The sequence below is a fragment of the Sphingomonas hominis genome, assembly GCF_013328205.1.
Taxonomy (GTDB): Bacteria; Pseudomonadota; Alphaproteobacteria; order Sphingomonadales; family Sphingomonadaceae; genus Sphingomonas; species Sphingomonas hominis.
Window position 1 is genome coordinate 25,997 of the sequence record NZ_JABULH010000010.1, and the last position, 23,899, is coordinate 49,895.

23 protein-coding genes and 1 pseudogene are annotated in these 23,899 nt (G+C 64.1%); 5 read left to right on the plus strand and 19 right to left on the minus strand.

Features of this window, described 5'->3' with window-relative positions; all coding sequences use genetic code 11:
* The first annotated feature begins 10 nt into the window (after window positions 1-10).
* Window positions 11-535, plus strand: a complete 525-nt coding sequence (locus tag HRV97_RS15725; protein WP_116463015.1) for a hypothetical protein — start codon at window positions 11-13, stop codon at window positions 533-535.
* 75 nt (window positions 536-610) lie between these two features.
* Here the strand turns inward: HRV97_RS15725 and HRV97_RS15730 are convergent, their stop codons facing one another.
* The 10 genes from HRV97_RS15730 to HRV97_RS15775 all read right to left on the minus strand — a co-directional run bounded on the left by HRV97_RS15730 (window position 611) and on the right by HRV97_RS15775 (window position 12,145).
* Complete coding sequence (locus HRV97_RS15730) at window positions 611-1,126, minus strand: thermonuclease family protein (RefSeq protein WP_116463016.1); 516 nt, start codon at window positions 1,124-1,126, stop codon at window positions 611-613.
* Window positions 1,123-1,371, minus strand: coding sequence for a hypothetical protein (locus HRV97_RS15735; RefSeq protein WP_116463017.1), 249 nt, complete (start codon window positions 1,369-1,371; stop codon window positions 1,123-1,125). The genes HRV97_RS15730 and HRV97_RS15735 overlap by 4 nt, the downstream gene beginning before the upstream one ends.
* Window positions 1,368-1,994, minus strand: a complete 627-nt coding sequence (locus tag HRV97_RS15740; protein WP_116463018.1) for a DUF6927 domain-containing protein — start codon at window positions 1,992-1,994, stop codon at window positions 1,368-1,370. Before HRV97_RS15740 ends, HRV97_RS15735 begins: the two co-directional genes overlap by 4 nt.
* Before the next feature lie 40 nt (window positions 1,995-2,034).
* The gene (locus tag HRV97_RS15745; protein WP_116463019.1) at window positions 2,035-2,679 is read right to left on the minus strand and encodes a hypothetical protein; all 645 of its coding nucleotides are present in this window, start codon (window positions 2,677-2,679) and stop codon (window positions 2,035-2,037) included.
* A 334-nt stretch (window positions 2,680-3,013) separates the two neighbouring features.
* Window positions 3,014-3,211 (minus strand): hypothetical protein, encoded by a 198-nt coding sequence (locus HRV97_RS15750; protein ID WP_116463021.1) that lies wholly within the window; start codon window positions 3,209-3,211, stop codon window positions 3,014-3,016.
* Window positions 3,208-3,699, minus strand: a complete 492-nt coding sequence (locus tag HRV97_RS15755) for a hypothetical protein (protein ID WP_174195143.1) — start codon at window positions 3,697-3,699, stop codon at window positions 3,208-3,210. Before HRV97_RS15755 ends, HRV97_RS15750 begins: the two co-directional genes overlap by 4 nt.
* A gap of 27 nt (window positions 3,700-3,726) precedes the next feature.
* Window positions 3,727-4,665, minus strand: a complete 939-nt coding sequence (locus tag HRV97_RS15760; protein WP_174195144.1) for an ArdC family protein — start codon at window positions 4,663-4,665, stop codon at window positions 3,727-3,729.
* Between the two features lie 100 nt (window positions 4,666-4,765).
* Complete coding sequence (locus HRV97_RS15765; protein ID WP_165800946.1) at window positions 4,766-6,853, minus strand: ParB/RepB/Spo0J family partition protein; 2,088 nt, start codon at window positions 6,851-6,853, stop codon at window positions 4,766-4,768.
* A 160-nt stretch (window positions 6,854-7,013) separates the two neighbouring features.
* The gene (locus HRV97_RS15770; protein WP_174195145.1) at window positions 7,014-11,243 is read right to left on the minus strand and encodes a strawberry notch family protein; all 4,230 of its coding nucleotides are present in this window, start codon (window positions 11,241-11,243) and stop codon (window positions 7,014-7,016) included.
* Window positions 11,244-11,305: 62 nt separating this feature from the next.
* The gene (locus HRV97_RS15775; RefSeq protein ID WP_174195146.1) at window positions 11,306-12,145 is read right to left on the minus strand and encodes a DUF7146 domain-containing protein; all 840 of its coding nucleotides are present in this window, start codon (window positions 12,143-12,145) and stop codon (window positions 11,306-11,308) included.
* A gap of 151 nt (window positions 12,146-12,296) precedes the next feature.
* Between HRV97_RS15775 and parA the strand changes: the two genes are divergently transcribed.
* The 3 genes from parA (at window position 12,297) to HRV97_RS15790 (ending at window position 14,794) form a co-directional block, all read left to right on the plus strand.
* Window positions 12,297-12,926: a ParA family partition ATPase gene (gene parA / locus HRV97_RS15780; RefSeq protein ID WP_056433696.1), complete on the plus strand. Its 630-nt coding sequence runs from the start codon at window positions 12,297-12,299 to the stop codon at window positions 12,924-12,926.
* Window positions 12,923-13,174, plus strand: a complete 252-nt coding sequence (locus tag HRV97_RS15785) for a plasmid partition protein ParG (RefSeq protein ID WP_116462937.1) — start codon at window positions 12,923-12,925, stop codon at window positions 13,172-13,174. The genes parA and HRV97_RS15785 overlap by 4 nt, the downstream gene beginning before the upstream one ends.
* A 702-nt stretch (window positions 13,175-13,876) precedes the next feature.
* Entirely contained in the window at window positions 13,877-14,794 is a 918-nt protein-coding gene (locus tag HRV97_RS15790) for a lytic transglycosylase domain-containing protein (protein ID WP_066689898.1), read from the plus strand.
* Here HRV97_RS15790 and HRV97_RS15795 read toward each other — a convergent pair.
* The 4 genes from HRV97_RS15795 to HRV97_RS15810 form a co-directional block, all read right to left on the minus strand.
* Window positions 14,761-15,036: a hypothetical protein gene (locus HRV97_RS15795; protein ID WP_056433691.1), complete on the minus strand. Its 276-nt coding sequence runs from the start codon at window positions 15,034-15,036 to the stop codon at window positions 14,761-14,763. The two genes, HRV97_RS15790 and HRV97_RS15795, sit on opposite strands and share 34 nt — an antisense overlap.
* Window positions 15,037-15,242: 206 nt before the next feature.
* Window positions 15,243-15,578, minus strand: coding sequence for a hypothetical protein (locus HRV97_RS15800; RefSeq protein WP_133178095.1), 336 nt, complete (start codon window positions 15,576-15,578; stop codon window positions 15,243-15,245).
* A gap of 150 nt (window positions 15,579-15,728) precedes the next feature.
* Entirely contained in the window at window positions 15,729-16,970 is a 1,242-nt protein-coding gene (gene repC, locus HRV97_RS15805; protein ID WP_116462939.1) for a plasmid replication protein RepC, read from the minus strand.
* A gap of 483 nt (window positions 16,971-17,453) precedes the next feature.
* Window positions 17,454-18,392: a replication initiator protein A gene (locus HRV97_RS15810; RefSeq protein WP_286165232.1), complete on the minus strand. Its 939-nt coding sequence runs from the start codon at window positions 18,390-18,392 to the stop codon at window positions 17,454-17,456.
* Window positions 18,393-18,783: 391 nt separating this feature from the next.
* Between HRV97_RS15810 and HRV97_RS15815 the strand changes: the two genes are divergently transcribed.
* Window positions 18,784-20,157, plus strand: coding sequence for a transposase (locus HRV97_RS15815; RefSeq protein WP_246248800.1), 1,374 nt, complete (start codon window positions 18,784-18,786; stop codon window positions 20,155-20,157).
* Window positions 20,158-20,180: 23 nt separating this feature from the next.
* Here the strand turns inward: HRV97_RS15815 and HRV97_RS15820 are convergent, their stop codons facing one another.
* The 5 genes and pseudogenes from HRV97_RS15820 to HRV97_RS15840 form a co-directional block, all read right to left on the minus strand.
* Entirely contained in the window at window positions 20,181-20,825 is a 645-nt protein-coding gene (locus HRV97_RS15820) for a recombinase family protein (RefSeq protein WP_174195147.1), read from the minus strand.
* Between the two features lie 164 nt (window positions 20,826-20,989).
* The gene (locus HRV97_RS15825; RefSeq protein WP_174195148.1) at window positions 20,990-21,688 is read right to left on the minus strand and encodes an AMP-binding enzyme; all 699 of its coding nucleotides are present in this window, start codon (window positions 21,686-21,688) and stop codon (window positions 20,990-20,992) included.
* A gap of 11 nt (window positions 21,689-21,699) precedes the next feature.
* Window positions 21,700-22,659, minus strand: coding sequence for an IS481 family transposase (locus tag HRV97_RS15830; protein WP_174195149.1), 960 nt, complete (start codon window positions 22,657-22,659; stop codon window positions 21,700-21,702).
* A gap of 55 nt (window positions 22,660-22,714) precedes the next feature.
* Window positions 22,715-22,867: pseudogene (locus HRV97_RS15835) on the minus strand (glutathione S-transferase N-terminal domain-containing protein); the annotation flags it as partial.
* Window positions 22,868-22,972: 105 nt separating this feature from the next.
* Window positions 22,973-23,899 (minus strand): acyl-CoA dehydrogenase family protein (locus HRV97_RS15840; RefSeq protein WP_174195150.1); only part of this gene is annotated, 927 nt, incomplete at its 5' end.

Genomic DNA, 23,899 nt, shown 5'->3' on the forward strand with positions numbered 1-23,899 from the left:
GGATTAGGTCATGAAGCTTCAAGATTTCACCGGGCCGATCGATCTCGACCTCACGTTGCGCGACGCCTCGCTCAACCCCGATGTCCGACCGACCCGCCGCGCCATCGCCGCGGCCTCGATCGGTATCGAGCCGGAGGATGCCTACTATTCCGTGCGTGAGCTGCGGGAGGCATGCGAGTGGATCCACGAGGGCGACTCTGCCGGCAAGGCGAAGCTGGCGCAGATGCTCGGCAATCGCTGCGACGATTATCAGCGGTGCATCTACTACAATCTCGCGGGTCGTGGCGTGTGTGTGCTGATCGATGATCTGCTGTGGCTGGAGGCGCTGCTGCTCGGACGGGGACGCGTGGCAGGGTATCTGCATCGCACGAAGGCGCCGAAGCGGATCGCGCCGGCTCCCTACGTGGCGGCCGAGCCCGATGGCCCGGTTGGCCGTTTCGAGGCCGAGTTTGCGATCGGCGCCTCCTGGTCGCACGACCCGGGTCCCGACTACGATCCGATCGATCGTCCAGCAAAGCGTGATCGCCCGGCATAGGGCTGGAGCCTACCAAACAAAAAAAAAGCGGTCCGGCATCGTCAGCCGGACCGCTTTGTGTAGCGGGTACAGGCATCAGGCCCGCTCGCATGTGAGGCGTTCCCCGCGACGCCATTTCTCGGGATCGATCCAGGCGCCGGCATGGGCGCCGCGCTTGTTGGTCCTCGCATCCTCGTAAGCGCTCATATACCGCCCGGCGCGATCCGGATCGCTCCTGAGATACTTCGTGGCCGGCACCGCCCACCCCTGAGCGATCAGTTGCTCGCCCAGGTCAGAGCCGTTCACACTGACCACGGCAACCGGTCGACCGTAGCTGCTACTGCCAACCAAACGGATCGTCGCCTCCCCCGAGCGGAGCATGCGGGCGGTCGCGTCTTGCGCGAGCTTGCCGCAAGGATAGCAGCCGCTGGAGATCTGGCAGAGTTGCTTCCGCTCGAAGGCGTCCGCCCCTGAGAACCGGAAGTCGATGCTGATGGTGTCGCCGTCCAGCGCGCGGCCTCGTCCGGTGAGATCCTGTGCGGGCTCGTGCCCGGGCTCGGCTGCCCCGCAGGCCGCAAGTGCGACAAGGGCAAGGAGGATCGCCGTCTTCATGCGTAACGCAGCTCGAGCTCGACGTTCGGATCGTCGACGAGCGCCGGGATGACCCGGAAGGGCTGAAGGATATCTCCGGTACGCACGACCGAGACTTGGCGCGCCCCAGCGTCGAACATGCGGGCGGCGACCGCCTGCGCGTTGGCGCGGCTGCATAGATGCGATCGCTTGGGGCTGATCGGAGCGGTGAGGTCATCGTGACGAAGCATGGGATCGATCCTGATGCTGGACGGCTCGGCGATCAACCGAACACCGTCTTGTGGACGCGGGTCTGGGTCGGCGGGGGAACGATGGTCCACGGCATGTCGCGCAAGCCAGAAATACGATAACCCGGAAAATCGGAACCGAGCTTGGCGAGCGCGATCTTTCGGCCGCGCTTGTGGACGACGAAGTCAGTGCCCTCGTGCCCGTCAACGAACTTGATGGGGTGTGGCAGCCGGATGTGCATGCCGTGCTCGAGCGGCCGCTCGGATCGCTGGGCGAGGCGGTCGAGGCAGCGGCGCCGCCAGTTGAGCGCCGAGGCGTTGTGGGTGTCGCCGAGCAGGGAGAGGATACGCTCGGGGCACGCGGCCTCGTTCGGCCCCATCGTCTCGTCCATATCCTTGTAGGCGAAGACGAAGCCGTCCTTTGCGCGGGGGTTCCAGCTGACCAGGCACACGACGGCGATGGTGGGCTCGTCGATGCCGTCGGTGCTGGGCGTGACGGCGGCGTACCAGACCTTGTTTCGCAGGCACGACGAAGCGACGACGCGCAGCGCCCTGCCCTTCCCCTCCGCGTCGCGCCGGTCGTACGTGAATTGCGCGTCGAGATAACTTTTGGGCGTCGAATGAGGGGTCATCGACGACCGTGGCATGCTGAGCCAACCCATGGCGATGTTCCTTGCTTATAGGGGTCGAAGACGGACCCGATCAGTCCGCCAGGAGCGCCGGCGCCGGCGCTGACGTCGTCAGCCGCAGCTCTCGCTGCAGTCGTTCAGCGAAACGCTCGGTCGCGAGCAGCTCGCGTGCCATGGCGTAGCGGGCACGATCACCCAGATGGTCGTGACGGCCGCGAACACGACGATAGTTGACCTCGTGGCCGGGACCGAGTGCGGTCAGCGAGAGTTGCACGCGCACCTCGTCGGTGTGGAGCGTGATCTCGCCGGATTGAGACGCGTGGCCGCGGTTCGATCGAAGGTCGTAATCGCCCTCGCTCAGTCCGAGTGCGATAGCGAGGCGGTGCAGGGCCGCGTGTCCTTCGACATGGAAGAGATCCTTCGCAGCCGCATCGTAGGCGACGCCCCGGATAGCGAGCGTGGCGAGTGCCGGGTGCTTCTTCAGCTCGGCGATCTTGTCCTCGCAGCGGCGTCGCAGAAGAGAGTCATCGGATCCGGCTCCGGCGATGTGGCCGAGGTGACGCGCGAGGAGCAGCACGCCGGGATCTGCGTCGAACGGCACGCCGGCGTTGCGACAATCGTCGATCGCGGTGGTGACGGCGTGCAACGCAGCGACGATGGTCGTCAGCGCGCTTGGATCGAGTGCCTGCTGGTGGCGGAAGGCGACGTCGTAGGGCATCGTGGAGGTCTCCCGAGCGCCACATCGCGCTCGAAACCTCGCTCCCCCTTCCCTCTTCTCCCCCGGCTGGATCACGGTGCTCGGAGGTTAATGGCGCTCACGTCGACCGGAACGATCCACGCCCTAGTCGGAAGGCCCCCACGACGGTCCCGCCATCCCAGTGCCCGCCGAGGATCCCACGCCGTGGCACGCTTCCGACGGGGTAGCGCCGCGCCGCGAGCAGTCGGGCTCGTCGCGTGTCGCGGTCGACAGGCGTGTCGGTCATGAAGTGAGTCGCGAAACGAAGGGGAAGCATGGGTCACCTCCTATCGGGCAGCTGCAAGCAATGTCGGCTTCACAGCATGAGGCCAAGCGGGTCGCTGGAATGGGCCGCGGCATCGAAGCCACGATGCCAGGCACCTGCCAGTCGGCTGCCGCGGCGGTAGCAGCACGCGGAATTGCCCATCACCTGGGCGCGCCAGCCCGCCTTCTCTGCCTCCCATTCGGCATTCGAAGGACCGGGCGCCAGTAGGTCGAGGAGATGGTGCGTCACCTCCCGCCGGCCAACTCGTCGGCTGCGATCATGATGGTGATCGCTTCCTCGAGCGCGGCGTCATCGCCATTGACCACGCGCGCCGCGGGCTTTTGACGCTTGATCGCGGACGCCACGGTTTCGGCCGGTCGGCCCTTGAGCGGGTAGGACCAGACCTTTCCATCCTCGATGACGACGAGCTTGTTGCGGAAGGTGCGCCGGAGCCGCTTGGCTTCCTCGATCCGGGTCATCAGTGCGGCGACCTCGAACTCCAGCGTGTGCTTCAGCACAGTGTCTCCGAAGCGGGTTGGCGCGCGGTTGGCGGCGAGCCACACGTCGACGTCGGCTTCGCTGAGCGAGCCTACCGGATGGAACATGTCGGCCGCGCCGTGACCATGGTTGGACGCGAGGAAAGCGCGCCGCCCATCCACCCAGATCTCGGCGCTGTAGCAGGTCGTCTCCTCCGACAGCGCGGCGACGATCTTCAGCTTGCGCAGCTCGATGTGCATGGTCTGGGCTCCTGTGATGACGCGCGGTCATGCCGCGAGCGCTTGCATGTTGCGGGCTTGGGACCCCTCGTCAGCGGCGTCCCTGAGCCACGCGACGGCCTGCTCGGCCTTCGACGCGGCCTTGATGATCGCGCTCGAATCTCCCTTCAGGATGCGCAGCCAGTGATCGATGTAGCTGGCGTGGTTGTCGTGCAGTTCGCCCGGCAGGCCGAGGTCGGCGCAGATGAGGCACTGCCCGATCGAGGCGACGAGCTCCTCGAAAGCGTAGGCTTGATCGCCGAACTTCTTGCCGAACTCGCGATTGAGCCGCGACTGCGCGCCCGAATAATGAACGTATTCGTGGCCGAGGGTGCTGGCGTAATGATCGTCCGACCGGAACATCGTCCGGTGCGGCATCTGGATGTAATCTCCGATCGGCGAGAAAAACGCCTGGTCGCCACCATGCCGCACGGTAGCGGGCAGCGCGTCGAAGAAACCGTCGATAGCGGCACGATGCACGCTTTCGACCCGCGGTTCGGGCGGCGCGGCGACCGGATAGTAATAGACCGGCAGGCCGTCGATCTGCTCGACGTTGAAGACGGTGTAGGAGCGAAGAAAGCGGATGTTCTTGTTCGCCTCCTCACCCGTAACGCGATCGGTCTCGGTCTTCGAGAAGCTCGAGAAATAGACGCTGTGCGAACCGTGCTCGCCGCGGCGAACCTGGCCACCGAGTTCTTCGGCCTGACGGTAGGTCATCCAAGTACGCGCGGAGTAGCCGCGTGCGTCACCGATCGCCCAAAGGTAGAGATTGTTGATGCCGGTGTACGGCGTGCCGCAATGGCGCAGCGGGCGCCCCCCGGCGCCGGTGAGACCCCACGGGCGAGACCATGGCAGGACGCCGGACTCGAGCTTCTGGATGATGAGGCTGGTGATCTCGGCCGCGACGTCGCGGCGCGGTTTGTCGACGGTTTTCCGACGAAAGGTCATGTCGAGGTTTCCCTTGTGATGGGAAATGGCGGCCGCCCCTTTGTGAGAGACGACCGCCAGTCTGGCCCGGGAGGTCCCAGGCAGCGGGATGGCGCTGGACCTATTCGGCCGCGATCAGCGCGTGGTCGTCGTCGTTGACCGAGCCGAGCGCGCCCTCCGCCTCGTCGCTATCGCCATCGGCGGGATCCTCGATGTCATTGCCGCTGGTGACATCGTCCTGCGCCGTCTCGGAGGTTTCATCATCGACGCTCTCGTCGAACTCGGCGTCAGCGACCGCGACCACCACGTCGAAGCGCATCGCGTCCGGCACCCACGCAAGGGCGGCTTCCTTGGTCTCCGCCTCGGTGATGGCCTCGCCGGCGAACAGCTTCTCGCACGACGTCGAGATCTCGCCCTTCTTGGAGCCGACATAGCGTGCCGCCAGCACCGGCCCACCAACGTCGGTGAGAAGGGCGAGTAGCGTTCCCTTCGACACACGGTCGAAGAAGTTTGCGGAGGTCGGCCGCCACCATTTGGCGACGTCGATCTCGAGGATCGAGGCGAGGCGGGCGTGGAGCGGATTGGTTTTCGCCGAGCTGTAATCGGGCTTCGCCTCGAGCGACGACGCGACCGTGAGGGCCAACCAGGATGCCTTGGCATCGTCATCGAGTGCCCGGAACGCCTCGAACCGTTCGACCGGGCTGCTCGACGTGGTCCAATCGCTGTTCAACGATTCACGCGCCTCGGCGATGGCGAGCTGCGCCTGGGTCGCCGGCTGGTCCTTGGGCATCTGAGGATCCTGCGGCCGACCGGCAGTGACGGTGGTGCCATAGCGACTGTAGCTGCGGCTCTGGTCCGTCATCGCGAACAGCATGTAGTCGAGGGCCAGGCCGGGGTCGGCGAGGATCGATGCCGCCAGGATGTCGCGACGCTGTACCGCGAGCTCGTCGTGGAGGCGTGCACTCAGCGGCTTGCCGCCGGGAGCAACCGCTTCGGGCGGAAGCGACGAGGTGTCCCGAGCGCTGCGGGTCAAGCCGGACGTGCCGTCGCCGGCCGAGCCCTGGAGCGGCGTTTCGCTGAAGTAGGTGGTCTCCAGCGTCATCTTGCCGTCGCGGCCGAGGGTCAGGAAGGTGCCCACCTTGCCCCTCATCTCGTCGGAAAGAACGGGCGGTCGCGAGTGCAGCGTCTGATATTCCTCACGGAGCCGCTCGAACTCCTCCTCCAGAGCCGCGTACGCCGTCTCCTCCATCTCCTCGTCGGCCATCAGCTCCTCGAGCGTCTCGCAGCGCGCGACGATGGCGTCGGAGCGTGCCGCCTCATCCTCGCCGAGCGGCGCGGGCTCGAGCGTGACGCGGTGCAGATCAGCGGTGGCGCCGTACAGGCTGGTGGTCGCGATCGGCCGGACCCAGGCGAGGCCCTGCTCCTCGCCGACGCGCTTCGCCTCGGCCTCCATGATCGCGGCCGCGAGCGTCCGCGCAAGCTCCGGATCCGACCAGCGATCGCCGTCCTCGCTGAACAGGTCGCACTCGACCTTGCCGCCTGCAGCCACATAGGCGTCGGTGCCGACGAGGACCGCGACCGGGTCGCTCGCCTTCATCGTGTCGTTCACGATCGCGCGGCGGATTTGATCGGCGTTCACGTAGGAAGAATGGGCGTACTGCTGGAAGACGCGCTCCTGCTTGGCCTGATCCTCGGTGGAGCCGTAAGCCTTGGCCATCTCCAGCGTGATGCGTCCCTCGCTCAGCGCTTCGAAGATCGGTTCGGCGAGATTGGCGAGCCGCAGCCGGCCCTCGATGAAGCGTCGCGTCTGGCCGAACCGGTTCGCGACGGCGTCGATGTCACCGTCGGATTTAAGGAAATGCTGAAATGCGACGCATTCCTCCGCTGCGGTCATCGGCTCGCGCTGAAAGTTCTCGGTGAGCGACACCTCCCGCAGGTCCGCGTCGTCGCCGGAGACGATCTTGACCGGCACGCCGTAGGTCGCCGCGTCGATCTCGCCAGCGTCGGCGAGCATCATCGCGCCGAGATAACGCCGATCGCCGGCGATGATCTCGTACGTCCCCTTGGGCCGTGCGGCGGTAACGAGCAGGTTCTGCATGATGCCGCGCGCACGGATGCTCGAGGCCATCGCCTCGATGTTCCTGGGCGGGGTGGTACGGACGTTCTTCTCGGAGCGCTTCAGCTTCGCGAGTGGCACGGTCTGGGTCATCGTCGTCTCCATCAGGTGCCCGGCCGCGCGACGTCTCGCCGCACCCAAACCGGACACCTTCCCGCTCCCCCTTTCCTTCCTTGTCCCGATCGCTCCGGTGCCCGCGCTCATGCGCGGGCGGCGCATCCCGGACGCCGTTGGCGGTAAAGAGGCTTCGCTCTCATCGATCGCCAAGCACACGCTGCAGGATCACGGTCGCCTCGGGCACCGGTACGAACACGCGTGTCTTGTAGGCGATCACCTCGGTGAAGCAGCCGAGGGACTTGAGCCAGGCAAGCTGGCTGGCGGGCGCACCGACGATCTCGATCCGCGGGAGGCCGTTCACGCGTGCCCGCTTGATCTCGCAGGCGAACGGCCGCTTGAGCGGGATGACATTGCCGTTCTCAACGGCCCGCGCGATCTCGCTGGGTGTGAGCGAGGTCTCCTCCGAGAGCCCGAGCTTGCCGAAGAGCTGGTGCAGGTCGCCGGGGAACACGATGCGGCCAAGCCACGACCGCCCCTCGGCGTCGACGATACGGCTGACCGCCAGATGTGTGCTGGGCAGCGCGGACCAGATCGGCAGGAGGAGCCCTGTTGCAAGTCGGATCGTCTCTGTGTCGACGTGATTGCGCGCCTGCTCCTCCTCTTCCGCCCACGCCTTGGCGAAGGTCTCGCGTGCGCACTCCTCCCAGGCGGTCTCATAGAGGTCGTCTGCAGCTAGGTACTCGCGGCGGGTGGGTCGCATCAGCTCGATGCGCAGCACGGGCATGCCGTCCTCCGTCATTCCGGCACGCGCCGGGGTTTTGAGGGCGACCTTCCCCGACTTGGCGTTCTTTACGAAGACCGCGGTGTCGTCGGCGTCGGCGAGACGCAGCGCTCGGTCGAGCGAGACCGGATGGCGACGACGAGCGACCTCGATCGTCAGCAGATGCGAGGTGGCACCGCTAACTGTGTCGGTTCGCAGAATGCGATCATCGAGGACGGTCGCGGTTTCCACCAGCATGGTCTCGACCCCGACATCGAGGGTGCCGGCATCCCGAGCGGCCGCAACGCGTGTCTCCACCAGCGCGAGAAACTCGTCAAAGATGACGTTCTGCAGGCCGATCGGCAGGGCTAGCAAGCGGTTGAGCCAGCGCTGAATGGGCGGGAGTTCCTCCTTCAGGACCCCATCCTGATCGGTCAGTTCGAGGCCGGTGCGATGAGTGAAATCCTGGAGGCTGGTGCTTTTCAGCTTCCCGCTCTTGAGAAGGTGATACCAGCTGATCAGGGCGGCCTTGGCGTACTCGCTTTCGAGATTGTCGGCAGGATCGAACAGGTTTTGTCCACCGGTCTGGCGCTGGCCGCGGGTGAGCGCACCGAGGCTGTCGAGCCGGCGCGCGATCGTCGAGGTGAACCGCAGTTCGCCCTTGCAGTCGGTGGTGACAGGGCGGAACAGCGGGGAGCAGGCCTGATGCGTGCGATGGGTACGTCCGAGCCCCTGAATCGCGCGATCGGCGCGCCAGCCCGGTTCGAGCAAGAGGTGGACACGCTGCTCCTGGTTCAGGGCGTCGAGGCTGGCATGATACGACCGGCCGGTTCCGCCCGCGTCGGAGAATACGAGGATGCGCTTGGTGCCGGCCATGAACGCTGCGGCGTCGGCTTGGGTCGATCTGCCCGATCGCGTCTCGAGTTTCTGGGTGCCGTTCGCGGCCGGGACGAGGCGCTTGGTTCGACCCGTCACCTCGGCAACGGCGTCGTGGCCGAAGTAGGTGAGGACGCCATCGAGCACCGCGGCGATCGGCGGGAGAGCGCAGAGCTGCTCGATGAGATCGTCCCGCGCGGCTTCGGCCTCCGGATTGGTGACCGCGTGACCGTCGACGTCGATCATCGGGCGCGAGCGCACCTCGCCAGTGTCGTCGCGGTAGTCCCGCATCTGCTGGACGGGAAACGCACGCGTCAGATAGTCGATAACCGCTTCGCGCGGTGACAAGTCGATATCGAGTTCGGCGCGCTCGTCGGGAGTGAGCTCACCCAGGCGACGGTTGAGGATCGCCTCGGCGGTGCTGACCAGTTGAAGGACGACGGATTGCCCGGCATCGAGATGCTGGCGAACCGCCGCAAGCACGGTCGGTAGCTTGCATGAGAGGAGCAGCGAGCCGAAGAAGCGCTGCTTGCAGCTCTCGAACCGGGAGCGCGCTGCCGCCTTGGCGCCGGCATTCTTGGTCGCACCGTCCATCGCGTCGACCACGCCGGTGATCTCGAGCGCCTTCTCCATGTTGCGATGGATGATGCCCCAGGCATCGGCGTATCGATCGTAGACGTCGATCTGTTCGGGGGTCAGTTCGTGTCGCAGGATGTCATACTCGACGCCGGCGAAGCTCAGCGCGCGCGCCGTGTAGAGGCCAGTCGCCTTGAGGTCGCGGGCGACGAGCTCCATGGCGGCGATGCCGCCTTGACGGATCTCGGAGATGAATGCCTCGCGATCGGCGAAGGATGTTTCGGGTCCCCACAGACCGAGCCGGACGGCATAGGCCAGGTTGTTGACCTCTGAGGCACCGGTGGCAGACGCGTACAGCACGCGAGCGGCCGGGAGACGGTTCTGGAGGAGAACGCCGGCGATACCCTGGAGTGAGCCCGCCTTGGTGCCCATGGCACCCTCCCCGCCGGCGACGCCACCCATCTCGTGTGCCTCGTCAAAGGCGATCACCCCGTCGAAGTCGTCGGCCGCCCAGGCGATGATCTGATCGAGCCGCGTTGCGTCACCCCGACCCGACCGGAGGGTCGGATAGGTGACGAACAACACGCCCTCGCTCATCGTCACCGGCTCATCGATCTTCCAGCGCGACAGCGGCTGCACGTCAGCGGCCATCCCACCTAACGCCGTCCAGTCGCGAACCGCATCTGCGTGGAGCGCCTCGTTCTTCGACACCCAGATCGCCTTGCGACGCCCTGCGAGCCAGTTGTCGAGGATGATGGCAGCGACTTGGCGCCCCTTGCCGGCCCCAGTGCCATCGCCAAGGAAGAAGCCCTTGCGATACTGCCGACCGGCAGCGTCGAGGACGAGCCCCACGCCTTCCTTGTCGCAGGAGAACATCCCCGGGATGAACTGCGTCCAGGCATGCCCCGCGTAGACGACGGTTTCGAGCTGCGACGACGACAGGAGGCGGTCCGACACGGTGCGCTCCGGCAGGTGCGGAACGTGCGAGGGGATGGGAGCCGGGATGGAGCCCATCGCCACAGACTCGACCAGCGAGGTCGGATGCTCGCCGGCCGCGTCGAAGACGATGCGGCTAGGCCGGTACGGCAGATAGACCCCGACCTGCTCGGCGATAGGCGCTGGCGTGTCGAGCACCTTGTAGCCGACCGGTAGCACCTCGTTGCGGGTCGGCGCCCGGAAGATGCGCGGCGCGGCAGCCGGGCGCGACTTCATCGCTCGCAGGAGCGACACCGCCCCTCCCCGCTTGACCGCCGAGGATGCGTTGTCCTCCTGCAGGGCAGCGCGATCGGGAATGACAAGCAGGTCGACCAGCTCAGCCACGTTCCGACGAGCGATCGTGACCCCTGAGATGTCGCCCACGATCTTGTCGATCACGTAGATCCGAACCGCGACGCCGGTGCCGTGCTTTCCGTAGCCGTTCGTGAGGCGGATGGAGGTGCGAAGGGCCGTTCCCGCAAGTGTCGTCGTCCAGATATCGGCCATCCGTGCGGAATGGGCGAACCAGTCCGGCATGATGGCAACGAGGCGCCCGCCTGGCCGCAACCGCTTCAGCGCGGCTTGAAGATGGCGGACCGCGGCGAGCGCGTCGGCACCGCGACCGACCGAACGCGAGAAGGGCGGATTCATGAGGATGAGGCTGGGGCGCTGCAAAGCTGTGAGCGTACTGCCGATCGTTGCCCCGTCATGACCGGAGACGACGGCATGGGGAAATGTGGCGGAGAGCCGCGCCCGCCGCGCCGGATCGATCTCGTTGAGCTGCAGGGCGGCGATCGTCGACAGTTGAGCGACAAGCAGTCCGTTTCCGGCGCTGGGCTCGAGCACGACATCCGTCGGTCGTGCAGCCGCGAGCAGGACGGCCACGGCTGCGATGTCGACAGGTGTCGAGAACTGCTGCCAGTCGATCTGTTCCTCGCTGCGCACCGTTTGCGTCGGCAGGCGATCGAGCAAGCCGAGGGCGAGTGGGAGGTCGGCCGCAGTCTGGAGCGGCTGCGAACCGCTCACCAGATGGAGCGCCAGCGCATGCTCGAGCACCTCGAAGCTCTCGCGCTGCGTCCAGCGCCCCTCTGCGTCCGAACCACCGAAGGCGTGGACCATCGCCTCGTTGAGGTCGCGTCGGCTGAGCTTCGTCTGTCCGCCGAGTAGCGGCAAAAGCATGCGGGCAGCGTCGGTGCAGGCGGTTGCGCGGTCATGCTTGGGATCGAACAGGTCGGTCATGGGGTGGGTCTCCAGAACTGTCTGCGTGCTGCAGCTCAGTTCCCCCGCTCCCCCTCCCCTTCTCAGCTCCTCGGCCTCAGCACGTCGGCCCAGTCGCCGTACTGTTCCGGCGGTGGCATGCGGGCGAGCGCAAGCCCACGCTCCCGATAGGCTCGCCAGGCCTTGCTGCGCGCGCGCCGTCCTTCGGGATCGTTGTCTTCGGCGATAATCAGTCGTGTGACGTTGCTCGGGATCTGGATGCGATCAAGGCGGGCCGCCCCCAACGTCGCCCAGCATGGTATGCAATTGATCTGGGTGAACGCCGCAGCCGTCTCGAAGCCTTCGGCAATGGCGAGGGTCTCCCCCGCCCTGCCCCCCTGCCAGGCACCGGCAGCGGGAGCGCCGAGCATCACCTTGTCCAGGTGCCCACCGTTCGTCGTGTCGAGGAAGATACGTTGGATCGCACGGAGGTGGGAGCCCTCTCGGACCGCTACGATGAGCGCGGGCAGAAAGCGCGTGGAAGGCTTTGGACCCCACGGGCAGCGTGGATGAAAGCGGATATCGTCGAGTGGCAGGCGCAGGCCCCGCCCGTCGAGATACTCAGCGGCTGCCGTACCGTCCGCGGGAAGGGCCTCCTCCCAGAGCCGTCCGACGTTGCTCCCGCCAGGGCGGTGCCGGGCGGGCGGTGGCTGATGGCTTCCGGAGGGTCGTAGGCGGGAGATTTCGCGCAGGACGTCTCCCGGATCGCAACCGGCAAAACAATGGACGAGAATGCCGTCGTGCCCCTGGCGCACGGACAGGCTGGGATCGCTGTCCTGGTGTGCTGGGCAGCGGCAGGTAGCGATATAGCCCCGCCAGGTGCCGCCAAGGGCACCCACGATATCGACAACGCGCTGGGTGGGTCTGAGAGCGATCAGGGACATTCCCGTCTCCTTTCACCCCCTCCCGCCCTCTTCCCTCCTACAGAAAAGCACATCGCCGGGTTTGCGAGTAGACGACGAAGCGGCAAGCCGATAAGACGGCTTTACGTTTTGCGGGTTTTACGATTACACGTTTCCACGGAAGGTGCCTCTCATGATCGTTGCGTTGCTCAACCAGAAAGGCGGCGTCGGAAAGACGACCCTGAGCGTGAACCTGGCCTCAAGCCTCGCACGCGACGGCTCGCGCGTGTTGCTGATCGACGCCGACCCCCAGGGCAGTTCGCTCGACTGGGCCGCGGCTCGCGAGGAGCAGCCGATGATCTCGGTGGTCGGCTTCCCTCGACCGACCATCCACAAGGAGTTGGACCAGATCGGCCAGGGCTACGATCATGTCGTCATCGACGGACCGCCTCGTGTGACCGAACTGGCGCGATCGGCGATCATGGCGGCGGATGTGGTGCTGGTCCCTGTCCAGCCTTCGCCTTACGACATCTGGGCCGCGGACGAGGTGGTCAAGCTTATCGTCGAAGCGTCCGTTTTTAAGGAAAGCCTGAAGGCCACATTTGTGGTAAATCGCAAAGTCGCAAAAACGGCAATTGGGCGCGACGTGGTTGAGGCTTTGGCAGCATATCAGATCCCGACCATGACGGCGCAGATCGTCCAGCGCGTCGTGTTTGCCGAGGCAGCGGCCACCGGGCGCGCTGTTTTCGAGATCGACGGCAAGAGTGCGGCGGCAGCGGAAATCGAGGCCGTACGGGCCGAACTGATGGAGCTTGTGGCATGACCAAGAAAGTGACGATAGGCCGACGCCCAACGGCTGGCGCGCCTCCCGCCGCTGGCGCCGATGCCTGGGTGGGAGCGGGAGCAGAGAAGCTTGCCGAACCTCCCGCCGCGGACGTCAAGATGAAGCGGTTGACGATCGACATACCGGAGAGCCTCCATCGAACGATCAAGTCCCAGTGCGCGATGCGGGGCACGAAAATCGCTGACGAGGTCCGTGACCTGCTGGTACAGAAATACGAGGCGCCGTAATTCCGCTTTTACGTATCGGCGTGTCGCCGCAAGGCCGGCAATGCGCCTTTCCGTATCGCCGGCTTTCCGTAAATGCGTTTTGCCAGCTGCAGTGTCGGCTAGGGCGATCCCACCTCCCTCCGATCGCGGAATAGCATCCGGTTCGATGAAAGGTTCAAGCGAGTGGCAGCAGCGCAGGGGTCCACCTTCTTCGTGCCGGGCGTTCCGGCCAAGGACCAAGAGCAAGCGTATAATGAGCTCGCGCTGGCCTGCGGGTGTGCACCGGCGCCGACAGGCAAACGCATCCGCTCAATCACTTTCCGATCGAACGGGGAGACGTGGACAGCCACAGTTGGCGAAAAGCTAAGCGGCTCGTCGACGAAGAAGAGCCGGGCAGGGGGGCAACGCATCGAACGCACCGTTCCTCTCTCAAACGGCTCGACCGTCCTCGCCATCTTCGCCGGCGTGCCCTTTCGGGTCTGGCATGACGGCGCGTCCGGGGTTTGGTCCAACCCAATCCTCGCTGGCGAGCCTTCCTCCGTCACTATGTTCGCGGACGGCGGAGCATAGCCACTTCGACAGCGATGTCGCCCGCATTTCAGCAGATGCGCTTCGTCGTAAATCTGTTTAAGCGCAAAGTCGGGTTCCCGATGCGCTCTCCTCCCGGGCAGGGTAATTTTTTTCCACGTTGACCATGCCTCCGTCCAATGGCTGTTTCGACAAATGAAGCACCCCGGCGCGCTGAGATTAGTCACAGGATTGGTCGCGGCTTCCGTCGCCCTCGGCCCTGCCGACGCGTCCCAGCGGCAAGCTGAACTGGTCGCATTCCGTGATTTGGCTGACGGTGTGGTGATTGATGTAGGCCGCACGGCGCCGAAGCCACTTCCACCATCAAGCGAGCAGCAGGGCGTTTCGCCGGAAGCCTTACAGGATGACTTCCGGAGCATCGCCCTGGCCGAGCAAGCACATACGACCACGGACGTTCCAAGCCCGCCGATTGCGATTCCGCTTTGGATGCAGACGGGGAGGGTGATGACGGGTGCGGCTCAGGTCGCTCAGAGCGTCGTCGCGCCTTACATGTACAGTCCGGCCGCTTGCTCGATGACGCCTTACCGTCCGCGAGGAGATTTGGCTCCGTGGCAGGAGGCACGCCGAGCGCGTTATTTCCCTCTCATCTCCGCCGTCGCCTGTGAGGCTGGCGTGCCTACCGGGCTACTCGATGCGCTCGTCGCCCAGGAAAGCCGCTACGATCCTTTGATCGTCTCCAATAAGGGCGCGGTAGGCCTGACACAGTTGATGCCCGACACGGCCCGCGGCTTGGGTGTTCTCGACTCCCGAGATCCGCTGGCCAATCTGAGAGGAGGGGCCAGATACCTTCGGTCTCACCTGGACGAGTTCAAGCGCGTCGATCTCGCACTGGCGGCCTACAACGCCGGCCCTGGCAGGGTACGAACCTTGGGAAGGATCCCACCCTTCAGGGAGACGATCGATTACGTTGCGGCGATCACCAAGGGGTGGAGCAGCGGTGCCTATCGAGCCGCATCCGTGCAAACCGCCGCGATGCCGAGTGCGGCAGGCTGGCGGGGCAGGGGGGTCCAGCTGCTGGCTTACACGTCGACGAGCGTGCCGAACCCGAGGTAATGGGCAAAGTAGATCGCGATCCCGAGTATAGCCGGTGCACCCAAGAGGTAGTTGAGCTGCCAACGAACCCACAGCCGCGGCGCGACGAGGACCTTGTCGAGCATGGTCGTGGTAGGCAGCCGGCTGTTTCCCGTGCGATAGTCATAGGCGGTCTTGATGACCGCGAAGACGGCGCACATCGCGACCATGACGCCGACGGCGGCATAGAGGGAGAGCCAGGCCTGGAGTGTCGCTTGGGGCATATTGACCACCTAGCAGCAAGATGCTGACGATCGCTTAACCCTCTTGGGGGTGCAAAGTTACCAACCTGCCCGGACGCGTGGGTGCTGATGACTGATGGTGGCAAGCTAACTGACTCGCTCCGGCATGGCCGACTGACTCGACGCGGCGTCGTCCACTCCGAGCGATGAACGGCCCCGGCAGCGATGCCGGGGCTTTTCGGGTCTGCTTAGCGCCAGAAGGGAGTATTGGGGTTTCGGCTGCGCTTCCGCTCCGGCAGCATGCCGTTGTAATTGTCATACCGGCGAGCATACCGTTCCGCCATTTTGGCGGACGCGTAACCCAGAGCCGCCGACACCATAAGCGCAGCCGCGTAGCGCAGCATCATCGCTCCGCTGTCAGGGGTCCGGGTGCCGAAGAAGATCAGCAGCATCTGCCCAAGCGAATAGCTCATACCGGCGACGGACAGGCTGGCGCTGAGGGTGAATGCCTTCATGCGCTTCTCTTCCTGCTCCTGCTTCTTCTGGTAGAAGCGGTGCGCTTCCAATCGACTGACGTTAGACATGGCGTTCTCCCTTCGTTCGACCAATTTGTGGCTTCGCAAATAGGATTCAAGGTGAGAGCCGAGCCACAATCGTGACCCGGTTCCCTGACTGAAACAAGCAGGCGAGGGGGCCGACGGCCGTCTTGTCGCGAACGGGGCAGACGTTGGCCATTAATGCGCAGCCATTCGCTCAGTCCTGAAACCCCATAGGCTCTTTTCAAGGTCGAGCTCGCCGCGCTTCGCCCGCGCGACCATCCCGGCGTAATAAGCGCCCGCTGTAAGGCGGATCTCATTGCGCGCCTCTCTCTCCGCAGTGATCATGACTGCGACAGCAGCGCCGTCGCGACCCAGCGTATCGATCGCATCCACCCACGTTCCGGAACGGATGCCGAGGTCATGCCGCAGGCGCGCCGCGGCGTTATGAACGTCGGGCCACCGCGGTCGGGCCTCCGTCAGATACATCGAGGTTGTCGGGAACATCTCCGCAAGATCGCAAGGCCGCACCTTGAGGCTGCTCTGAGAAGGGGAGGGGGGCAGCACCGCTTGATCGGGAAGGCTCACCTCCGGGTCAGAACTACATCCTCGCTTAGCATGTACGGTATTTTTAGAGGGAATGGTTTGTATGTGTATGTCGGGTGATACCGATGACCCCGACGGGTTATTTTCCTCTGTAAACATGAAGCGATCGATGGTCTCTCCGACGAGATCCTCAACGCCAGGAAGACGGTCGAGCGCGGCCTGGTAGCCTTCGCCGTCGCCCATAGTCCTGGCCTGCGCGGCAGCGAACGCGATCTCGTCAATCGCGTCCTGGAGTGCCATCCAGTGCGGTCCGGTGAGGCTCAGATCAGCGGCCTGCGCGAGTGCCTGTCCGACGATCCGGCGGACACGCGCGATCTCCTTCTTGCCGCTCTTGAAGAGCGCATAGAGGGCGTTGAGGCGATCGCCGGCTTCCTTCAGCTCGGCATAGCGCAGCCGGATGGGGGAGAGATCGAGGCCGTAGGCTTCGACGATGACGCCGTCACGGTTCCGGAAACCGCTTCGACGTCCCGAGGCGCTATCTCGCGCGAGGATCAAGCCTGCGGCGCGCAGCTCACGCAGCCGCGCCTTGATGCAGGCAACGGTTTTCCTGACCTCGTCCGCAAGATGTTGGTTGCTCGGCCAGACGACGAGCGGGCGGTCGGCGGCCCAGTCGGCCTCCCAGGTGAGCTGGACAAGATCCATTAGCGTCTCGATCGCGCCGTTGCTGACCGCGATCGCGCCTTTCAGCGCCTTCACGACCCTGCGAGCGTCTTGTTTGGATATCTGGACGGCGCTCTCGTCGACGACCTTCATCCTCCGGGTGAGCTCGCGCGTCAGTGCCGTGATCGGCCGCGCCCCGGTCCGGCCGGTGAAAGCCGTTTGCGTATAGTTCATCGTTCGCCCCCTCGGATGGAGGGACCGTCAGCAGGCATAACTCGTGCGTGGCGCGAATCGCGCTCCCTTGAACCAGGTGTCAGGATCGTCTAGATGGGAGGTCTATCGCGGACCGGTCAGCGTTTGGCGACGCTGCCCATCTTACGGTTCCAGGGTGCCCGGCCTTCGTGCCGGGCATTCGTTTATGTGGCCACGGTCATAGCTCCAGAAAATGCGACGGAAGGTCGCCCGAGCACAGTGCCGCAGATGCAAAGGTTAAGAAACCACGAGTATTCGTGGTATCGGCTACGCTCGCCGGAAAAGATTCGTGGTATCGACTACGCCCGCAGCGATAAGTTCGTGGTATCGACTACGCGGCAACGCAAAGTTCGTGGTATCGGCTACGCCTAAGCGAATGGTAGTTGGCCTTCAACGCGATCGGCAGTGCTGACAAGGCGGGCAGGGGTAATGAGTCGCGCCTCCCACTGTCGTGATCAAATCCGATCAGTTCTCGGAAGCAGCTTTCGATCGCTTCATCGGCGCCAGGACAGTCGGAACCTCGCGAATGACAACAACCTCGTCCGAGACCTTGCTGCTTTTTGAGGCGCCTTCGGCCGCCTGGATAGAAAACTCGAAGCCCGGGACTGTGCCGTTTGCAGCCTCGACAACGTAAGGCTTGAAGAGACGGGTCAGGCTTTGATGGCCGATCTGGTGTTGTAGATCACCCAACCTTATCGACGTCACGCCGGAGAAGCGCAGGAAGCAAGCGACTTCATAGAGCCGACGGTTGATCGGGCTCAGTTGGAAGTAGCTGGGTGCGTATTGCATGACACTTCGATCCTTGAGGATCGCCCGGAACAGCCAATCGCACAGACGAACATTCACGGCCTTGAGCCTGCGCTCGCCGGTTCGCGTCTTGGTATATTGAAGGCGGGCAGTCTCGACCCAGGAGAAGAATCCCGCTTCGCCCTCGCCACCAGTCTCGATGTCAGTCTTGATCTGCGTGCTCTGCAGTCGTTCCAATGCCTCGTACAATCTTGTGTACGCGTTGGATGACGGTGTAGCGCCGGTGACCCGGAAGAAGTCATTAGCAGTGAACTGGAAGTTTTGGCTTACTGGCTCGCCGTTCTCGATCTTCGCAGCCATAAGGCTGGCAATGTAGAGGATAACCTCTTTATCGTAGATGTTGGCGACACCCTTATGGCCAGGCTGCACCTCGATACTGATCTCGCCGGTGCTGTAGGCAAGCGGCTTCATCCATGCCTGCTTCGTAAGTGCGAAGAAGGGGTATGCCATCAGCGATAGCTCGCCATGAACACCACCGCGTAGTGGGCTGTCCATGGAGAAGAGGTCGCCTTGCATCGGAACCACTGCGTCTTTGGCAGTGCCGGCCGGCGCCCGATCTTTCGACAGGCCTGGTTCGGCCGCCTTACTCTTCGGCATGACCCACTCCGTCGTCAACCAGTCGGCTCACGCGCGTCCGAACCGCGGCGACACCATAGGCGTAGGCGATACCACGAGCCGGTCGACCCGTAAGGCCGGTCATGGGGTGAGGCGTAGGCGATACCACGAACTTCAGGCGGGTTTCGGGCGGAAAACACAGCCTTCCGAGTGGAGGGTGCCTGCCAGTTCGGTCCAACTTCGTACTATCGACTACGCCCACGAGACCCGCACCGGGGCTGGTCGGCTTCGTCGCAAACGACCGGGCCTGTTGAAAAATGCCGGACATGCCGGGTCGCTCCTTCGTTTCACTCCTGCCGAGAGGAGCGCCGCCATGATGGGACCAACTTGTCGCGGTGGGCGGGAAGGGGCGTCTCGCCGCACCATAGAAGCCATGTTGCCCGCAGACCACCTGCTGCGTCGCATCGATAGATGTCTCGACACAAGCGAGCTGAGGCAAGCACTGACCGGGCATTACAGCACACGGGGGCGGCCATCGATTGATCCCGAACTGCTGATCCGTATGACCCTGATTGGCCGCATCTACGCGATCGCGTCCGAGCGGCGCCTGTGCGAGGAGCTGCGCTACAATCTTGCCTACCGCTGGTTCTGTCGTCTCTCGCCAGGAGATAGGGTTCCGCACCACTCGACGTTCAGCAAGAACCGGCATGGCCGCTTTCGCGACGCTGGCGTGTTCCGGGTCCTGTTCGATAGCACGGTCCGACGCTGCATCAGCGCAGGGCTGGTCGGCGGAAAAGACGCCGCCGTCGACGCATCGTTCATAGCCGCTGATGCGAGCTGGCAGCGCAAGACCGTGCCAGGCTACCTGCCGTATGTCGCCAACGCGTCGCGCGCGGTTCGGGAATGGATCAAGGACACAGGCGATGCCGTCTGGGAAATGGCGCGCTCGAAGAGCTGCCAAGGCGTCTCTCGAACGGATCCTGCCGCGGCTTGGTCGGCGCGAACGGTGCGTGGCCGGTTCGGCTACGCCCTCAACGCGCTGGTCGACACCCCGAGTGGCGTTGCCCTTGATGTCGAGGCGACGCCGGCTCGCTTTGCGGAGGAGGTCGATGCCGGCCGCGTCATGCTCGCGAGGTCGGCAGATCGGTTCGACTTCCACCCCAAGCGGGTTGCTGCCGATAAGGCCTACGGCAGTGCCAGCTTCCTCGGCTTCGTTCGGGACCACGGTGCAATCCCGCACATCCCCATGATCGACCGCACGCAGCAGACCAGGGGCAAGCTGCCGAGAACGGCCTTCAGCTATGATCGTGACATTGACAGCTTCACCTGTCCGACCGGAAAGCCGCTCCGACATCACGCCTTCCATCTGCCCACCGGCGTACACCGTTATGCAGCCGATGCGCGTGACTGCGAGGCGTGCGTGCTTCGGAAGAAATGCACGACGGCGCGGCGTCGTACCCTGGTTCGGCTGGACAATGAGGACGTCCGCGATCTTGCCAGAGCCGAAGTGGAAACCGGGCTCTACAAGCGTTCGATGCGGTTGCGGCGAGGGGTCGAACGGTTCTTCGCCGACGCCAAGGGCAAGCATGGCATGAGACGACTTCACCTGCGGGGCATACGCGGAGCTGAAGAAGAGTTCCTGATCGGCGCGGCGGTGATAAATCTGATGATCCTGGCGCGGCCCCAGCGGCTGACGGGCAAGCCGCGCCGGGGAGTATGCGTCCCCGCAGCGCTGACGCCGGCTGCGATTTCGGCCCGGTCGATTGAACACGACGTTATCGCCTCTCCTGCTCGACGATATGCCTAATCGCTGAGGCGCGGCGTGATTCATCACGCGGCTTGCAGCCGTTCTTTGCGATACGGCACACCGTCGAGCAGCGCCTGGCCCGGCGCCTTGGGCGTGCCGTCGCCATTCACGTACATATAGAGTGTCGTGGTCGTCATCCCGAGACGGCGCGCGACATCGGCTGCGATCGCGTTGCGGTCGGACATGGCGGCCATTGCCATCGCCAGCGTGGCCTTATCCATCTTGCGAGGCCGACCGCCCATCCGGCCCCGTGCACGTGCAGCAGCAAGCCCCGCCTGCGTGCGTTCAGCAATAAGCTCACGTTCGAACTCGGCGAAAGCCGCGAAGATGCCGAAGGCAAGGCGGCCGTTAGCTGTCGTGGTGTCGATCTGCGCGCCGGCGCCCGCCAGCACCTTCAGCCCGATGCCGCGTTCGCGTAGCGCCTCGGCCGTGACTACCAGATGGCGGAGGTCGCGCCCAAGACGATCCAGCTTCCAGAGGACCAGTGTGTTGCCGGGCTGCAGTGCCTTCAGGCACGCGGTCAGGCCAGGTCGCGCGTCATGCCGCCCCGACGCGAGGTCTTCATAAATTCGCGAGGGATCGACGCCGGCAGCGAGCAACGCATCGCGCTGGGGTGCCAGCGTCTGTGACCCGTCAGCCTTGGACACCCTCACATATCCGATGAGCATCGTTACCCTGCCAGAAAAGACATCCGGTACCCTGCAATGTGCCGGTGGTTTCCGCAACGGGTTTTCCGATCTTTGGAATGCGCTGAGGAGGCAAAATCCTCGACCGCCAGAAAACCGGTCGTTTTTCTGGCGGCTTGGCCGGGTACGCGGGAAGCAGCCGTGAGTCAGGCGCCGGCAAACAGAGCGGAAGGGTGAGCCGTCTCCTTCAACGCCTTTTTGTCGACCTTGCCGACGCTCGTTCTTGGCAGGGCATCACAGAAGTGAATGGCATCCGGTACGGCGTAACGCGAGATGGCTCCCGTTAGCGCCCGAGCGACCACAGCCTCTCGTAGCGCTTCCTCCGACACCGTCGGTCCGGCAGCGCGGACGACAAATGCGATCGGTCGTTCGCCCCAGCGAGCGTCGGGGATACCGACGACGGCTGCTTCGGCAACGCCGGGTTCGGCCGTGAGAAGAGCTTCCAGTTCGATTGAAGAAACCCATTCGCCGCCCGTCTTGATGACGTCCTTCAACCGATCGACGATCCGAACCGCGCCGTCGGCATCGATCTCGGCAATGTCGCCGGTATGAAGGCGTCCGCCGTCCCACAGCGCATCGGAAGCGTGCTGCTGCGAGTAGCCTTGGGTGAGCCAGGGTGCCCGGAGGGTCAGTTCGCCGCCACGGGCTTGGTCGATGGCGACCTCGACGAGCGGCAATGGGAAACCAGCGCGACAGCGAACGCCTACGGTATCTTCCGGTTGGCTGCGGGCAAGCGTGACGACAGGTCCGGTTTCGGACATGCCGTATCCGGAAAGCGCGATGATGCCGACTTCTTCCGCTTCCTGGGCCAGAGCCTCAGGCAGAGCTGACCCGCCGATCATCATCGTCCAGGGCCCTAGGTGTTCAGTCCCGGCATCTGGTGGATCGGGTTGACGATGAACCGGTCTGGCTCTGACGTCCAGATCCTGGCGATGTATTCGTAGGGTGTAAGCCCGCTGAGCGTCTTGAGCCGGCGGGCAAAGTTGTAGGCGGCCATGAAGTCGGCGAGGTGTGTGCGCAGCTGGTCATGGCTGTCGTAATGGAAGCGTTTGACGGTCGCGTCCTTGATCGTCCGGTTCATCCGCTCGACCTGGCCGTTGGTCCACGGGTGGTTTGGCTTGGTGAGCCGGTGCTCGATGTTGTTGGCCTCGCAGATCATGTCGAAGCGCATCTGACGCGACCAGGCGGTGTTGCGATTGCGCGGCTGCTCGGCGAACTGGATGCCGTTATCGGTCAGGATCGTGTGGATGCGGTAGGGCACGGCGGTCAGCAGGTGCTCGAGGAACTCCCATGCTGTCCGGCGGTCGGCCTTGTCGACCAACTGCGTGACCGCGAACTTGCTCGTGCGATCGATGCCGACGAACAGGTAGAGCTTGCCTTCGGCGGTCTGCACCTCGGCGATATCGATGTGGAAGAAGCCAATTGGGTAGCGCTTGAAGCGTTGTCGCTTCGGCTTGTCGCCCTCGACGTCTGGCAAGCGGGAGATGCCGTGCCGCTGCAGGCAACGGTGCAGCGCTGACCGGGTCAGGTGCGGTAGCGACGGCTGCAATGCGTAGAGGCAGTCGTCGAGCGGCAGCAGGGCGTGGCGACGGAACGCCACCACCATTGCCTCCTCCGCCTCGGTCAGGGTCGTTGAATGAGGGGCCTTCGGCCCAGTCTTCAGGTCCTCGACCGTTGCCCTCTTACGCCACTTCGCGACCGTCTTCGGATTGATCCCCAGCTCACGGCTCAGCGTCGCGAGCGAAGCTTGCGATCGCTGTATTGCTGCTCGGACGGCGTGCGTGGTCGTGGCGCACCCGTGACGTACCTGTCCCATGCGGCTTCCTTCCATTCCAACGAAAGGATCGCACCATCAAACCGTGGGATCAAACACCTAGCGGATGTATCCGCCGCAATTCGGGCGGAGCAAGCAAGGTCTTTGGATTACGTTCGTAACGTACGATTTCGTATGGTATCTCAAGTTCTTCAAGAGCCCAAAGAATGCGCTGCGATCGGCTGTTTTCGAGATGATGAACTATAATCATTTCCGACACTCTTGATGAGCGGCTGACTTTCAAGGCAGTCGACGTACTTTGAAATTGCTGCACGTGCTGATTTAACCAGAATCAAGCGTTGTGTGCAGGGTGGGATCACGCCAGCAACAAGGCGGGATCAATCGCATAGAGCTGATCGGCTGGTGCACTGGCTGCGGCAGCAAGCCCGATAGCTTCAGGAACTATCTGGTCGAGATAGAATGCCGCGGTCGCTTTTTTGACCTGGCCAAAATCATCATCGGTCGCTGCGCTGTGCTGCTGTTCCATCAACCAGCCGCAGACCGCGACCGATAACATCGTCAGGAACGGATAGCTTGCAGCGAGCCGGTCGTCAGCATTCGCTCCGGTGAGACGGCGTCCGATATCTTCACAGTGATAGATGAGTTCCGTTAGCGGCGCCGCCTTTGCTGTTGTCCGTAAGTCCGTCAATAAGGCTTCGAAGGCCTTGCCATTGGACAGACCGAGCTTCCGTCCGACCAAGTCAGCTGCCTGTATGCCATTCGTACCCTCGTAGATGGGCGTGATTCGAGCATCACGGAACAATTGCGCAGCCCCTGTCTCCTCGACGTAGCCCATGCCTCCATGCACCTGGACCCCAATCGACGCGATTTCATTCCCGAGATCGGTGGCATGCGCCTTGGCGAGCGGCGTGAGGATCTCGAGCCGACCTTGCGCCTCCTCGTCGCCGAGCGCCGCAAGATCGACCTGCACAGCGGCATAGTAGACCAGGGCGCGTGCCGCTTGCGTCTGTGCAGACATCCGCATCAGCATGCGCCGAACGTCAGGATGATCCGCGATGCGCGCCGGCGTGCGATCAGCCGCCCCCGCGCGGGCAGACTGGATCCGTTCCAGCGCGTACGACACAGCCTTGCGCGTTGCCGCCTCACCGATTTGGACGCCTTGCAGACCGACGTTCAGGCGCGCGTTGTTCATCATCGTAAACATGGCTGTGGATCGGCGTGGAAAAAGGACCCCGGTAGCGGGGTGATCGGCGTCGAAAAGGGACCCCTCATCCCGGTGGTC